This window comes from Bordetella avium (genome assembly GCF_034424645.1).
GTDB lineage: Bacteria > Pseudomonadota > Gammaproteobacteria > Burkholderiales > Burkholderiaceae_B > Bordetella > Bordetella avium.
The window spans coordinates 137,897-151,753 of sequence record NZ_CP139969.1 but is presented as its reverse complement, the minus strand read 5'-3'; the positions used below and the strand labels follow the sequence as shown (position 1 = coordinate 151,753).

General features: G+C 63.2%; 13 protein-coding genes. 3 read left to right on the top strand and 10 right to left on the bottom strand.

The genetic code is table 11. From position 1 onward, the window contains the following. The 3 genes from U0029_RS00700 to U0029_RS00690 are packed head-to-tail and all read right to left on the bottom strand — an operon-like array spanning position 1 to position 3,454. The gene (locus U0029_RS00700; RefSeq protein ID WP_236824183.1) at positions 1-1,371 is read right to left on the bottom strand and encodes an MFS transporter; all 1,371 of its coding nucleotides are present in this window, start codon (positions 1,369-1,371) and stop codon (positions 1-3) included. Continuing rightward, positions 1,368-2,741, bottom strand: a complete 1,374-nt coding sequence (glmU, locus tag U0029_RS00695; RefSeq protein WP_012418912.1) for a bifunctional UDP-N-acetylglucosamine diphosphorylase/glucosamine-1-phosphate N-acetyltransferase GlmU — start codon at positions 2,739-2,741, stop codon at positions 1,368-1,370. Before glmU ends, U0029_RS00700 begins: the two co-directional genes overlap by 4 nt. Positions 2,742-2,800: 59 nt before the next feature. Beyond that, positions 2,801-3,454: a PhaM family polyhydroxyalkanoate granule multifunctional regulatory protein gene (locus tag U0029_RS00690; RefSeq protein ID WP_012418913.1), complete on the bottom strand. Its 654-nt coding sequence runs from the start codon at positions 3,452-3,454 to the stop codon at positions 2,801-2,803. A 229-nt stretch (positions 3,455-3,683) separates the two neighbouring features. On the opposite strand from U0029_RS00690, the gene U0029_RS00685 reads away from it, so the two are divergent. Further along, positions 3,684-3,899, top strand: a complete 216-nt coding sequence (locus U0029_RS00685; RefSeq protein ID WP_012418915.1) for a DUF3717 domain-containing protein — start codon at positions 3,684-3,686, stop codon at positions 3,897-3,899. A 10-nt stretch (positions 3,900-3,909) separates the two neighbouring features. On the opposite strand, the gene U0029_RS00680 is transcribed toward U0029_RS00685, so the two are convergent. The 3 genes from U0029_RS00680 to U0029_RS00670 are packed head-to-tail and all read right to left on the bottom strand — an operon-like array spanning position 3,910 to position 6,481. Continuing rightward, entirely contained in the window at positions 3,910-4,518 is a 609-nt protein-coding gene (locus tag U0029_RS00680; protein WP_012418916.1) for an SCO family protein, read from the bottom strand. Positions 4,519-4,542: 24 nt separating this feature from the next. After that, on the bottom strand, positions 4,543-5,439 hold the full coding sequence (gene cyoE, locus U0029_RS00675; RefSeq protein WP_012418917.1) for a heme o synthase: 897 nt from the start codon (positions 5,437-5,439) through the stop codon (positions 4,543-4,545). Positions 5,440-5,467: 28 nt separating this feature from the next. After that, positions 5,468-6,481, bottom strand: a complete 1,014-nt coding sequence (locus U0029_RS00670) for a COX15/CtaA family protein (protein WP_012418918.1) — start codon at positions 6,479-6,481, stop codon at positions 5,468-5,470. A 342-nt stretch (positions 6,482-6,823) separates the two neighbouring features. Between U0029_RS00670 and U0029_RS00665 the strand changes: the two genes are divergently transcribed. Next, a complete protein-coding gene (locus tag U0029_RS00665) occupies positions 6,824-7,639 on the top strand; it encodes an NUDIX hydrolase (RefSeq protein WP_012418919.1) in 816 nt (271 codons plus the stop codon). A 6-nt stretch (positions 7,640-7,645) separates the two neighbouring features. Here U0029_RS00665 and U0029_RS00660 read toward each other — a convergent pair whose 3' ends face one another. After that, positions 7,646-10,237, bottom strand: a complete 2,592-nt coding sequence (locus U0029_RS00660; protein WP_114852091.1) for a cation:proton antiporter — start codon at positions 10,235-10,237, stop codon at positions 7,646-7,648. 246 nt (positions 10,238-10,483) lie between these two features. Between U0029_RS00660 and U0029_RS00655 the strand changes: the two genes are divergently transcribed. Next, entirely contained in the window at positions 10,484-11,227 is a 744-nt protein-coding gene (locus U0029_RS00655; protein ID WP_231838773.1) for a metallophosphoesterase, read from the top strand. A 339-nt stretch (positions 11,228-11,566) separates the two neighbouring features. Here U0029_RS00655 and rpoH read toward each other — a convergent pair whose 3' ends face one another. The 3 genes from rpoH to U0029_RS00640 form a co-directional block, all read right to left on the bottom strand. Continuing rightward, on the bottom strand, positions 11,567-12,454 hold the full coding sequence (rpoH, locus tag U0029_RS00650) for an RNA polymerase sigma factor RpoH (RefSeq protein ID WP_114852092.1): 888 nt from the start codon (positions 12,452-12,454) through the stop codon (positions 11,567-11,569). Positions 12,455-12,591: 137 nt separating this feature from the next. Continuing rightward, complete coding sequence (locus U0029_RS00645) at positions 12,592-13,059, bottom strand: DUF302 domain-containing protein (RefSeq protein ID WP_012418923.1); 468 nt, start codon at positions 13,057-13,059, stop codon at positions 12,592-12,594. 100 nt (positions 13,060-13,159) lie between these two features. Further along, entirely contained in the window at positions 13,160-13,849 is a 690-nt protein-coding gene (locus tag U0029_RS00640) for a hypothetical protein (protein WP_114852093.1), read from the bottom strand. Positions 13,850-13,857: the final 8 nt, after the last annotated feature.

The window sequence follows — 13,857 nt, the reverse complement described above, 5'->3', positions numbered from 1 at the left end:
TCAACGGGCAGGCAGACCGACCTTCTTGGCGATACGCACAGAGTTGACCGCGATAGCCAGGGACGCGCAGATCGCAGCAGCGATCAGGCCCAGGGTAGAGCCATGGGCGGCGCTCATGCTGAAGGCGATGGCCACCAGGGCCGTGCCAAAGCTCTGGCCGAACACCCGCGTGGTGGCCTGCAAGCCGCCGGCCGCGCCGCTGCGCCGGATCGGCGCCCCGGAAAGCATGGCCCGGTTATTGGGCGTCTGGAAGAGACCAAAGCCGAGACCCGCCACGAACATGCCGGCCATGATGCGGGCATTGGAAGCATCGGCGGGCGACAGCACTAGCCAGAGCAGCCCGAGCGCCATCGCGCCCGCGCCCACTCCCGACAGCACGGCGGCCGAATAACGATCAGACAGAAAACCCGCGACCGGCGCCACCAGCCCCGTACCCAAGGGCCAGGCGGCCATCAGCAGACCCACCTGCAAATACGGCCGGCCCAGTTCATGCTGGAAGTAAAAAGGCAGGGATACATAAGAAGCCATCTGCGCGGCAAAGGTCGCCGCCGAGGCCATGACCGCAAAGCCCACCTGCCGGATACGCAGCAGATCAATGGGCACCAGCGGCGCGGGCTGATCGCGGCTGCGCCGGATCAGCAAACACCCAGCCACCACGGCTGCCGCCAGCAAGCCCAGGCTGCGCCCGATATCCTGCCCAAGAGAATCCACTGCGGAGATAAAGCAGCCCAGCGTGACCATGCTGAGCAGCGCCGACGCATAATCCATGCGCTCGGTATTGCGCGGCGCTTCTGGCAGAAAACGCAGCCCCAGCATCAACAGCAGGCCGATGGGCAGATTGACGGCGAAGATCCAGCGCCAATCCGCCACGCTGAGAATGAAAGACCCCAGCGCCGGCCCCAGCACCGACATCAAGGCCACCGTCGTCGCATTGATGCTGATGCCACGGCCCAGCAAGCGGCTGGGATAGATGTTGCGAACCAGGCCGCCAAACATGCACATCAGCGTGGCCGCGCCTATGCCTTGCACCATGCGGGCCAGACTCAATTGCAGCAAAGAGCCCGACAGCGCACAACCCAGCGAGGCCAGGGTGAACAAACTCAGGCCGATCATGAACATGCGCCGGAAACCGATACGCTCGGCGACGGCGGACATGGGCAGCAACATCGTCACCACGGCCAGGTTATAGGCATTGATCACCCAAACCGCCGCAGAGGGCGGCGAGTTCAGGTCAGTGGCGATGGTGGGCAAGGCCACGTTGGCGATCGTGGCATCCAGCACCGACAGGCTCATGCCGGTGAGGACGGTCGCAACAGCGTAATAGCGCTTCGGGACTGGCAGGCCGTCTGAGACCGTACCGGCCGTGCTCACGACTTCTTGACCGGACGCTTCCAGCCAGGCACCGTGCTTTGGCGAATACGCGACAGCGTCAGACTGTCGGCCGGCGCATCGCGCGTAAGCGTGGTGCCCGCAGCCAGCGTCGCCCCCCGGCCCACACGCACCGGCGCCACAAGCTGGGTATCCGAACCGATAAAAGCATCGTCTTCGATAATGGTGCGATGCTTGTTCACGCCATCGTAATTACAGGTAATCGTGCCTGCGCCCACGTTGACGCGTGCGCCGATATCGGCGTCACCGATATAGGCCAGATGATTGGCCTTGCTGGCCTCGCCCAGCACTGCGTTCTTGATTTCGACGAAATTGCCGACATGGGCCTGATTGCCCAGATCGGCGCCGGGCCGCAAACGGGCATAGGGGCCGACCCTCGCCTCATCGCCTACCCGGGCCTGCTGCAAGTGACTGTAAGCCTCGATCTGCGTGCCCGCGCCAACCTCCACATCACGCAGCACGCAATGCGGGCCAACGCGCACACCGTCACCCAGTTTGACCCGGCCTTCAAACACACAGCCGACATCGATATAGACATCGCGACCGCATTCCAGTGTGCCGCGCTGGTCAAAGCGGGCAGGGTCGGCCAGCGTCACACCCGCCTCAAGCTGGCGGCGAGCCAGTTCGGCCTGCCAGCGCCGTTCGAGTTCAGCCTGCTGCGCGCGGCTGTTCACGCCCAGCGTCTCCCAGCTCGCGGCAGGTTGCGCGGCGCTGACCGTCACGCCGTCGGCCACCGCCAGCGCGATGATGTCGGTCAGGTAATACTCGCCCTGGGCATTGTTGTTGTCGATGCGCGTGAGCCAATCCTTGAGCTTGGCGGTGGGCGCGACCAGAATGCCGGTGTTCACTTCCTTGATGGCGCGCTCTTGCTCATTGGCGTCTTTATGCTCGACGATGCGCGTCACCTGGCCCTGCGCATCACGCACGATGCGGCCGTATCCGGTGGCGTCCGGCAGCACTTCGGTCAGAACCGCAACGCCCTGGCCACGCGCGGCCATGAGGCGGCGCAGAGTTTCCGGCTGCACCAGCGGCACGTCGCCATACAACACCAGGGTGGCGTCTTCGGCGCCATCGCCCTCCATCAGCTGCGGCACGGCTTGCTGTACCGCATGACCCGTGCCGTGCTGCGGCCGTTGTAGGGCAAAGCTCAAGCCTGCCTGACCCGCATAGGCGGCCTCGACACGTTCAGCGCCATGTCCGACCACCACAACGATGCGGCCCGGTTGCAGATCACGGGCACTTTCCAGCACATGACCGAGCATGGGCTGTCCGGCCAGTGTATGCAGCACCTTGGGGAGATCGGACTGCATGCGTTTGCCCAGCCCGGCCGCGAGAATCACAACATTTAGCATAGAAAAAAGACTCTTGAAGTGGCACGGGCGCCTGGACGACCGTGTAAAAAGAAATACGCTCAGTCCGCGCGCTTGGACTTGCTGCGAGCTGCGGCGGCCGATTTGACAGGCCTGCCTGCGGTTTTGCTGGCAGTCTTGACCGTCGCCTTGGCGGCGGTCTTGGCGGCAGGCTTGGAAGCAGGCTTGGCCTGCGCCGGCGTTTCCTGCGCAGCCGCGCCCGGCATGCTGGCCGCCGTTGCGGCCGCGATATGGCCAAACTGCTGATTCAACAGATCCCACCAGGCCTGCGAGGCCGATTGCGCCGCCGCATTGACACTTTCCGCCGCCGGAGCCGCCGCGGGCTCTTCTTCGGACGCGGCGGCAGGCTTGATACCCAACACCGCCTCCAAGGGCGAAGGCCCGCCCTCGGCCGCCGAACCGACGAAAGAACGCAGGGTGGCGATCGTGGCGCGCTGCACTTCCAGGCCCTGGATGCTGCTCGTCAGCATCTGCAGATTCAAGCGCAGCCAAGTCTCCACGGCACGCAATTCGGTGATGCGGCGCTCCAGCTCTTCCAGACTGAGCGCAGGGGTCAGCGGCAGGCTGGCGCCCAGGCCGCCTGGCCCGGCCAAACCCGCCCAGGCCTGCCGCATCATTTCCATGCTGGCCAGCAGCGGATTGCGATCGGCATTCTGGCCCAGGCCGGGCAAGATGAAAGGATTGGAATCAGTCATGCAATCTCCAAGACGGCTAAGTGGGCCCGGAACCCACCCGGTTGCGTGTCCGAATACGCGTTAGGGCCAATATTACGCCCGACCACCGACCCCTGCCAAAACACGAAGCCGATGGCCACCATGGGCTACAGGCAAGCGGCGGCGCGCACGTCATGCCGTGCTAACAAGGGTGAGATTTTGCAAGCAAGGGCGTCTGGACAGATCGCTGCATTCTGAGACAATTAAGCGAATGGACATCCCCTTGACCGATCTCGAGCAGGCCATCAATTACTGGCGCAATCTCAAACCCGCCCAGGGCGAGGAAGCCCGGCTATGCGCCGAAGCCGCCGCGCTCGCCGCCCCTTACGCCATGATGATCATGACGCGCCGCCAGACGCTGTCCCTGAACGAACTGGACATCCCGGCCCGCCAGGCCTTAGCGCAGTGGCGCGCGGGCGAAGGCTAAGGCCCGCGCCTTACTTGCCGTCCAGCAAGAGCTTGATGTCGTTGGTCAGGGCCGGCACGCCCAGATTGCTGTTGGCCAGCACCCGCGACTCGCCCTTGCCATCGATCAGATAGAAGGCGGCGGTGTGATCCATGGTGTAGCCGCCATCCTTGGTGGGCACCTTGGCGTAATAGGCCTTGAAGGAGGACGCCGCCTGCTTGATCTGCTCCGGCGTGCCGGTCAAAGCCAGAAAACGCTTGTCGAAGCTGGAGACGTATTGCTTGAGAACTTCCGGGCTGTCACGCTCGGGGTCCACCGTCACCAGCAGCACCTGCACGCGGTCCGCGTCGGGGCCAAGCGCCTGCATGACTTCCGCCATTTCGGCCAGCGCGGTCGGACAAACATCGGGGCACTGGGTGAAACCGAAGAACAACACGGCCACCTTGCCGGCGAAGTCGCTCAGGGTGCGCGGCTGGCCATTCATGTCCGTGAGCGCGAGTTTCTTGCCCAACTGCGTGCCCGTGATATCACTGCCCTTAAAGGGCGGCGGCGCATCGCCGCAAGCCGCCAACCCGCCCGCCAGGGACAAAGCAGCAATGGCCTGTAGGGCGCGGCGACGGGCGGACGAAAACACAGACATGAAGCAAACCCCTGGTCAAAACGGTCAGGCCGACAAGACGCCGACCCAGTGATCCACCAGCAAGGCGCCGAACAAAAGCGCCAGATAGAGGATGGAATAACGGAACAGACGCCGCGAGCGCTCGTCGCTATAGCTGCGGTAAAGACGCAGGGCATGGGCCACGAAAATACCGCCCAGAATGACAGCGGCCAGCAGATACAGCAGGCCGTTCATGTGCATGAAATAGGGCAGCAGCGTGACGGCGAACAGCGCAAAACTGTACAACATGATCTGCAAGCGGGTATGTTTGCTGCCGTGGGTAATGGGCAGCATGGGCAGACCCGCCTTGCGATAGTCTTCCGTGCGATACAGCGCCAGCGCCCAGAAATGCGGCGGCGTCCAGATGAAGATGATCAGCACCAGCACCCAGGCTTCGGCCGGCACGGCATTGGCGACACTCGCCCAGCCCAAGGCCGGCGGCATCGCGCCCGACAAACCGCCGATTACGATGTTTTGCGGCGTGCGCGGTTTGAGAATGACGGTGTAGATGACGGCATAGCCGACAAACGTGGCGAAAGTAAGCCACATGGTCAAGGGATTGACCAGGTGATAAAGCACCAACATGCCCGCGCCGCCCAGCAGGCCGGACAAGCTCAGAACCTGAGCCGGCGAAATCGTGCCGCGTGCCGTGCCACGGCGGGCCGTGCGCGTCATGCGGGCGTCGATTTCCTGTTCGATCAGGCAATTGATGGCGAAAGCAGCGGCGGCGAGCAACCAGATACCAATGGTGCCAAACAGCACACGCTTGAGGTCAGGCAGGCCGGGAACCGCCAAAAACATCCCGATCACCGCACAGAACACAGCAAGCTGTGTGACTCTCGGCTTGGTCAGCACGAGATACTGGCGCAGCAATCCGGGTTGGGGAGCAGCGATGGAGGTCATGATTCAGCTATTTTAACGCCCTTGGCGGTCAAAGCCTGCGCAACGGTGGCTGGCCGGCCGTCGACAGCCGGACCAGCACCAAGACCGAAGCCAGGATCAGGCCGGCCGCGCCCCCATTGTGGAGCACGGCGATCAAAAGCGGCCATTGGAAAAAAATCGTGGTCAGGCCTGTCACTAGCTGGGCCAGCAACAGGACAAGCATCAAACGAGCCGGGCCCGACAGGCCGCTGATCCCGCGCATTCGCCAGGCCAGCACGCCCAGATAGATAAAGACGATGAAGGCGAAGTTACGGTGCACCCAATGGATGGCCGTCAGTGCGCTCTGGGAAATCATCTGCCCAGAGGGCAGCTCGCCCAGCGCGCGGATCAAAGAAAAACCGCCATGAAAGTCCATGTCGGGCACGAGGCTGCCATGGCAGGTCGGAAAGTCCAGGCAGGCCAGGGCAGCATAATTCGTGCTGACCCAGCCGCCCAGCGTCACCTGCGCCGCCAGCAACACCAGCCCCAGCGCCATCCAGGGGCGCCAGCGCAGCGCGGCCGCCGGCACCGGCAGATGGGGCCGCTCGCGAGCCGCCAGCCAGGTCATCAGCGCCAGCAAAGACAGCCCGAGCACCAGGTGGGCGGTCACGACAACAGGCATGAGCTTGTGTGTGACGGTCCAGGCGCCGAATGCGCCTTGCACGCAAACCGCCACCAGCGCCACCGTCGCCAGCGCCGGGGAGCGCCCCAGACGGCCGCGATAGCGCCAGGCCATGTAAACAATGGCGATAATGAGCAGACCCAGCAGGCCGCCCACATAGCGATGGATCATTTCGATCCAGGCCTTGGACAGCGTGACCGGGCCGAAAGGCATATCGCTGGCCGCGCGGTGGATGTCTTGCAAGGCCCCCAGCGGGCTGGCCTTACCGTAGCAGCCCGGCCAATCCGGGCAGCCCAGACCGGAATCCGTCAGGCGCACGAAAGCGCCGAACATGATCAGGTCCAGCGTGAGAAACCACGTGAAGAAAACGAGTTTGCGATAACGCTCAACAATGCGGTCCATGCACTCAGTCAATACGCGGGTTATACCAAAGCCGGCTGAGATTTCTGCGCGTTTGCGCGAGGGGCGCCAACGGGGGAGGGCCACGTCAGCGCGCTTGGCCGCCCTTCGGGTTCGGGCGCGCGGATCGGTGTGCCGACGCGGCGCGAGACGGCTGTCTGCATGCTCGGCGTCTTGCCGGTGACTCAGGTTGCGCCAGCGACGATCAGCAGTCCCGCCTCGGACTGGCGCTCGGCGGATAGTTTACGCATCGCAGCAAATTCAAAAAGAGGCCAATTGACGCACCCCCATCGCGCCGCACGGGCATAAATCGGGGTCGAACCCGCCTGCACTAAAATCCGCGCCATGCCTCAATCTCTCCTCACCCCCGAACGTCTGGCCCCGCTCGAAGCCGCCTTGCGCGACAAAGCCGTGCAAGCACCGCCCGAGCGCGCCAGACCGGTTTATATCGCTGGTCAGCGCTGCGGCTGGGCCACGCTTGCGGCCTGCGACGCCCTGCGCGGCAGCGGCCTGGTCACCATCGAAGACGCGGCACTGCATGTGTCCCCCGGCCTGCCTCCGGGCGCCGAGCTGGATGCGGTGCTCGCCCGGATCGCCCTGAAGCTGCGCGAGGCGCGCTGCTTGCGCGGCTGGCGCGACGAACTGCTGGACGTGACCGCCGGCGCGCAACACCTGGGCGCCATCGAGCGCGCCGCTATGCGCCCGCTGGGCCTGCTGACGCGGGCCGTCCATCTGAACGCCTGGACACCCGATGGCCGCCTATGGGTCGCAAGGCGTGCGCTATCCAAGTCTACCGATCCGGGCATGTGGGACACCCTGGTGGGCGGCCTGGTCGGCAGCGGCGAACCCCTGGATAGCGCCCTGGTGCGCGAATGCGCCGAAGAGGCCGGTCTGGAACCAGCCCAGATCCATCAACGCGAACCCTTGCGCCTCGTGCTGCGCATGCAGCGGCATCTTCCCGAGGGCTATCAGGTCGAAGATTTGCTGACCAGCACCTGCGTGCTGGCCGAAGACGCTCGGCCGAGCAACCGTGACGGCGAGGTCATGGAGATCGCCACCTTGCCGCTGGCCGAGACCGTGGCGCGCATCGAAGCCGGGGAATTCACCCTGGAGGCTGCGCTGGTCATCCTGGAAGACATCCGGCATCGCAGCAAGGCGTAACGCCGCTCAGCCTTTCGGCACCCCCTCCACCGGCGGCTCGGGGCGCGTCGGCGAGTCCGCTTGCGTCTTGGAGGGCGGCTTGACCCCGGGCGGGTACACCTGACCGGTTTCCGAGAACTGACGCCAGACTTCGATCGCGCGCAGACGCTGTTTGACCACCTTGTCGATGCGCTCGCGCAGATCGGCGTCTCGCGCCAACAAGGCGTGCAAATCCCTCGCTGACAGCATCAATAGCTTGCTGTAGCCCAGCGAGCGCACATCCGCATTGATGTGTTCCTCGCCCAGCAGCGCTAACTCGCCGAAAAACTCACCGGTGCCCAGCTCAACCGTCGTATTGTCGGGCAGTTGCACGACCACGGCGCCGGAGGCCACGAACCACATTTCCTGTCCATGCCGGCCATGAGCCAACACGCGCTGATCGGGCAAGGCAAGACGCGGTTTGAGCAGTTTGCAGATCGCGCGCAGCGAGTCGGGACTCAGCCCCTCAAAAATGGGCACTCGCTTGATGAGTTCGGCCGCACCCATTTCGATGTCCAGCGGCGGACGGCGGTCGATATGCGCCCAGCGCGTCGTCAGTTGGTCGATCAAATCGGCATAGACCTCGCCGCTGATCAGAAATTGCTCCAGCATGTCGCGGTAGCGGATGCGCTCAAGCTCGCGGGCCACCCGGCCCAGATAGCTCTCCTGCAACCAGAGCGCATACCTGGGATATTGCAGATCGAGCGCCTGCAAGGCATTGTCGATCAGCGCCAGCCGGTGCTCATGGACGGCCACAATGTGTTGCGCGGCGTCTTCGCCGAGCAACAGGCTGATCTGCTCGCGCGAAAACTGAATCAACTTCCGCGCCACCGACCGCTTGGTCTGTAAATTGGCGAATCGTTGACTCAATTCGCGGCCCAGCCAGCCCTGAAAACCAAAGACATAATGCATCCGCAGCGCCAGCCGGAATGCGGTGGAATAACGCACATCGGCTGCGATGGCATCTTCAAAGCCCTGCACACCGCCAACGCGCACCGCGTCTTCGAGCCGTTCGGCACGGGCCAGCAGGCTTTCGGCCATCCGCCAATCGACGATCTGGGCCTTGAGAATGTCAAAAAACATTTCCTCTTCGCGCCGCGCCACGATGGCCATACCCACCGCCGTGCGCTGCTCCAGGCTCATACGCGCCACCTGGCTGTCGTGAACCGACGCCATGCTGGCGTCGAACACCGCGTGAATACGATCGCGGGCCTCGGCCGGGATACTGTCTTTACTGGCGATCTCGTCAGTTTTTCCCTGGAGATCTTCCAGCGCCAGCGACAGGGCCTGATTCCGTATGGTGCGCTCCATTGGCGAAAGCTGGTTCAGCCCCAACATGCGGATCAGGGGCCGCAGGCTGATGCCGTTGATAAACAGCGTGGCCAGCACAAAGCCCGTGGTCGCCACCGCCACGAACTGGCGCGCCTCCTCGGGCACCGTGGTCTGCTCCGTCACGGCCAAGGCCAGCGCCAATGAAACCGCTCCCCGCAATCCGCCCCATAGCATCACCGTCTTATAAGGATTGCTGACCTCTGCGCCGATCTTGAAAATCCGCAACAAGGGCAACAGCCCAAACACCACGATCGCCCGGGCCACCAGCGTCGCCACGAACACCACCACGACCAGCAGCAATTCCTGCCAATCCGCCGCCGCCATCAGCTTGGGAATCAGCATGGCGGCAAACAGGAAAATCAGCGAATTGGCCCAGAAGCCGAATTGCTCCCAGAAGTTGGAGAGGTACTCAAAGGTGGTAGGCGACATGCGGGTGCGCCCGGTAGAGCCCAGCACCAGGCCGGCCACCACGGTCGCCACCACGCCCGACACATTCAGATAGTGCTCTGAAATGAAGAACGACAGATAGGCCAGGGTAAGCGTGAGGGTGATTTCGGCCGTCGGATAGCCGCGCAACCAGGCAAACAACAGGCAGGCCGCCCGGCCCATCAGCCAGCCGGCGATGCCGCCGCCGAGAAAGTGGATAACGAAATCATTGAATACTGCGCCGGCCGAAATCTCGCCCGAGCCTCCCAAGGCGGCCAGCAGCACCGAGTACAGGGCGATAGAGGCCGCGTCGTTGAACAGGCTTTCGCCCTCAACCAACGTCGTCAGGCGCTTGGGGGCGCCCACTTCGCGGAATATCCCCACCACGGCAGCCGGGTCGGTCGTCGCGACGATGGCGCCCAGCAAGAGGCAAACAATCAAGCCATACGATGACACCGCATTGACCGTCACGCCCACGACCAAGGTGCAAACCACCACGGCCACAATGGCCATCATCAGAATGGGGCCGATGTCGTTCATCAAACGCCGCACATTCATCGACAGCGCGGTTTCGAACAAGAGCACGGGCAAAAACACCATCAAAAACGTTTCTGACGAAATCTCGAAACGCTCGATCGTGTCCAGCAGATCGCCGAGAACCGGCGGCGCCCAGCCATGCAGATGAATGCCAATACCCAGCAAACAGCCCACGATGGCCAGCAGCACGGAGTAAGGCAGACCCAAGCGGCCAGCCAGCGGCGGCATGAAGCAGACCATCGTCAAGAGGCCTGCAAGCCCGAAAACAAAAAACCCGATATCCATAAGAAGGCGAGGGAAGGATAAGGGCAAAGAATAGCGTCTTTTTGTCGCAGCGCCGTGGCGGCGTTTTTCATGCTTGCATCCCTGGCCCACACTTGCTTACGCTTGCCAGCGGAATAATTCATGCTGCGTCCGTGATTTTTCGCTAAGGTGCTTGCTTTATGACACCGGGAGTGGCTTTTGCCTGAACACCCGCTTGCCGCGCACGATGCGCCGGCTTTGCTTCTGCAACTGAGCGACTCGCATCTGATGGCAGACCCCGACGCCCGCATGCTGGGCGTGAACACGGACGCCAGCTTGCGAGCCGTGATTGACCTTGCACGGCGCCAGGAGGGGCAGCCCGAGCTGATGCTGCTGACGGGCGATCTCGCTCAGGATGGCAGCCCGCAGGCCTATCGGCGGCTACAAGCGCATCTGCGTGGCGCCCCGGTCCGCTGCCTGCCGGGCAACCATGACGCCCCTGAGGTCATGCGCCAGATCCTGGCTGATTGGATCAGCCCCGTCTATGACCTGCCCGGCTGGCGCATCATCATGCTGGATTCCACCGTGCCAGGCGAGGATTTCGGCCATCTCGATGAGGCGCAGCTCGCCGTGCTGGATCAAGCGATCAAGGATGCCGGCCCACGCCATGTTCTCGTGGCGCTGCATCACAATCTGGCCAGGGTTGATGGCAATTGGCAAGACCCCATGATGGTCGATAACGCCGCTGCGGTGTTCGCGCGGCTGTCGGCCCATCCGCAGACTCGGATCGCACTATGGGGCCACATCCATCAGGAGTTCGATTGCCGCCACCATCATTTGCGCTTGCTGGGCACGCCATCGACCTGCTTTCAGTTCACTCTGAACAATGGCCAGCACGCCATTGACGCCAAGGCGCCGGGCTATCGCTGGATCAAGCTGTACGCAGACGGTTCCATCGCCACCGGCATCCGGCGGCTGGATGCCGCCGCCTGGGCAAGCTTGCAAGCCACCCCGACCCTAGAACTGGCCTGAAACCAACAAGGACGAGCGCGGCGGCGTTTTGCGCTACTTGCCGGCCCCAAGAGGACTGTGCGGCAATAAAAAACGGGGCACCGATATGCATGGTGCCCCGTAAAAAACGTCCGCCCCATAGGGGAGGGGAAAGAGGAGAAGCCGAGACGGACGATAAGACTACAAAACAGGAGACTGCTTCAAGCATTGCGGTCTACTTAGGTTAGTAGGCATCGGGCTGAATAAGTTTCCCGAATCCTGGCCACTTCTTCCCTAAATTTGTATCAGATGGTGTCGCCAGTGCCCAATAAAAACGCCGGTGCTCCACACAGAGCACCGGCGTCGGCGAACAACAGCGAATCAGGCCGCTGCCAAGGCGCCACGCATTTTCTTCAATGCGGCAGCCTCGATCTGGCGAATGCGCTCGGCAGACACGCCGAACTCTGCGGCAAGTTCGTGCAGGGTGGCACCGCCCTCATCCTGCAACCAGCGGGCCTCGACGATACGACGCGAACGCGGGTCCAGCGCCGTGATGGCATCGGACAGACCCTTGCCTTGCAGATCGTCACGCGCTTTGCGTTCCAGCACGCGGGTCGGCTCTTCTCGGCATTCGTCGGACAGATAGGCGATAGGCGCGTAGCCATCATCGTCATCGTCCTGGTTTTCAAGCGAAAGGTCCCGGCCAGACAGGCGGACTTCCATCTCGCTGACATCCTCGCGGCGAACATTGAGTTCGCGAGCAATGTGGTCAACCTGCTCGGTGTCCAGCGTATGGCCATCGGGCCGCATGCTGCGCAGATTGAAGAACAGCTTGCGCTGCGCCTTGGTGGTCGCCACCTTGACCAGACGCCAGTTGCGGATGATGTATTCGTGGATTTCAGCTTTGATCCAGTGAACGGCAAACGACACCAGGCGCACACCGCGCTCGGGATCGAATCGCTTGACGGCCTTCATGAGGCCGACATTGCCTTCCTGAATCAGATCGGCATGAGGCAGACCGTAGCCCAGGTACTGACGGGCGACCGACACCACCAGGCGCAGGTGCGACAGCACCAGCTCGCGAGCGGACTCGAGGTCATCGCTATCGCGCAGACGGCGAGCCAGCGTGGATTCCTGCTCGGCCGTCAGGACAGGCAGACGGTTTACCGTCGTGATATAGGCATCGATCGTGCCCAACGCACCCGGATTGGCAACCGCCAAGGCCAGGGCGTTACCCGACGGGGTCAACGAGGGACTGGCAGAATTCATTTTGCGGCCTCCATGAAACGAGGGGGAAACGGGCATGAGATTGATGTTAGCACTCCAAATGGTTGAGTGCTAATTCGACTGCTGCACTGCGGCGAAGTTCCCCTTTCTGGCCAGCGCCGGACTACTGCGGCCCCATTTTATTTCTGGGCGACGGTTTTACCCACCAGGTCGATGGCCGGAGCCAGGCGGCCCTGAAGTTCGGCGGGCAGCATGAAATTGGCCGCAGGATGCATCAGCACCTCGGTTTTGCCTTCACGCTCGCGCACCAGCACACGCAGGGGGAGATCCAGGGCCACATCGGGTTCGGCCAGCATCAGGGGCGTGCCGGCCTTGGGGTTACCGAAAATCAACACTTTGGTCGGCGGCATTTCGAGACCCACCGCCTTGGCCGCGCCGGCATGGTCGATCTCGGCAAAGATGGTCATGCCATGGCTGGTCAGGCCCTGACGCAAGTGCTGGACCGTGTCATCGAAACCGCGCGCGCTGTTGAACTTCACCAGATGCTCGTGGGCGTGAGCGGCCGAGGTGCCCAGGGAGAGGGCCGCAGCGGTCGCGATCCCGCCGAGAAAACGCCCGATGGTGAAAAACCGTATGGCTGGAATCATGGTGTTGCTCCTAGGCTTGCGTTGCGAGCGGCCCAGTATAGGAAGCCGGCCCAGGGGCTCGCCGGAGCAGGGGTTGAATCAGATCAAATCGGCGCGCAGCCTACCAGCCACGCTGCTTCAGCCCCTGCGCCGTGGCGCTATCTGCGGGACGGATGAACAGGGCGCCACGCGGATCGAACAGTACCTGGTAACGCGCACCATCAAAGAGCGGCATGTAGGCGGCGCTGCCATAGGTGACATCGATAAAGGGCAGCCACTCGGGAAACCAGCGTTTGACGGCGCCGATGTCAGGCGCGGGCCAATCATCGAGCGCATGGATGGATCGCATGCCGGCCTGCTCGCGCTGCACATCCCGGTAACGGCCGGACAGACGCTCCAGGCGATAGAGCGGCGGCGCGCCTGCAACCAGAGCAGGCAGACGCCAGCGGACCACCTTGGCATCGATCTGCCATTCATCGCCATAGAGCGTGTAATCGCGCTCGCTCAAGCCCTGGGCTTGAGCGGCGACCGTATATTGATCGCCGTGATGGCCGATGATGCGTACCTCGGCCACCGGTACATCGGCCGTAAGGCGGGAAAACTGCGCCAGCGACAGGGCGAACAGGCCGGATACGCAGGCCAGCGCCGCGAGCAAGAGACCGCAGGCGCGCCGCACGGGCCGCAAGCGGAAGGTTTTGCGGCCCCGCTCATCGCGCGGGCCGCCCCGGTCCAAAAACATGCCCAGGCCCAAGCCCAACAGCAAGACTGCCGCCAGGGCGACCCACACGAAAGGCGTCAGCAGATCTGTCACAGAGAGTC

What these genes read in the sequence shown, in the direction of transcription:
- glmU (WP_012418912.1), bottom strand. Translation starts at nt 2,741, where the DNA reads ATGCTAAATGTTGTGATTCTCGCGGCCGGGCTGGGCAAACGCATGCAG.
- U0029_RS00690 (WP_012418913.1), bottom strand. Translation starts at nt 3,454, where the DNA reads ATGACTGATTCCAATCCTTTCATCTTGCCCGGCCTGGGCCAGAATGCC.
- U0029_RS00685 (WP_012418915.1), top strand. Translation starts at nt 3,684, where the DNA reads ATGGACATCCCCTTGACCGATCTCGAGCAGGCCATCAATTACTGGCGC.
- U0029_RS00680 (WP_012418916.1), bottom strand. Translation starts at nt 4,518, where the DNA reads ATGTCTGTGTTTTCGTCCGCCCGTCGCCGCGCCCTACAGGCCATTGCT.
- cyoE (WP_012418917.1), bottom strand. Translation starts at nt 5,439, where the DNA reads ATGACCTCCATCGCTGCTCCCCAACCCGGATTGCTGCGCCAGTATCTC.
- U0029_RS00670 (WP_012418918.1), bottom strand. Translation starts at nt 6,481, where the DNA reads ATGGACCGCATTGTTGAGCGTTATCGCAAACTCGTTTTCTTCACGTGG.
- U0029_RS00665 (WP_012418919.1), top strand. Translation starts at nt 6,824, where the DNA reads ATGCCTCAATCTCTCCTCACCCCCGAACGTCTGGCCCCGCTCGAAGCC.
- U0029_RS00660 (WP_114852091.1), bottom strand. Translation starts at nt 10,237, where the DNA reads ATGGATATCGGGTTTTTTGTTTTCGGGCTTGCAGGCCTCTTGACGATG.
- U0029_RS00655 (WP_231838773.1), top strand. Translation starts at nt 10,484, where the DNA reads ATGGCAGACCCCGACGCCCGCATGCTGGGCGTGAACACGGACGCCAGC.
- rpoH (WP_114852092.1), bottom strand. Translation starts at nt 12,454, where the DNA reads ATGAATTCTGCCAGTCCCTCGTTGACCCCGTCGGGTAACGCCCTGGCC.
- U0029_RS00645 (WP_012418923.1), bottom strand. Translation starts at nt 13,059, where the DNA reads ATGATTCCAGCCATACGGTTTTTCACCATCGGGCGTTTTCTCGGCGGG.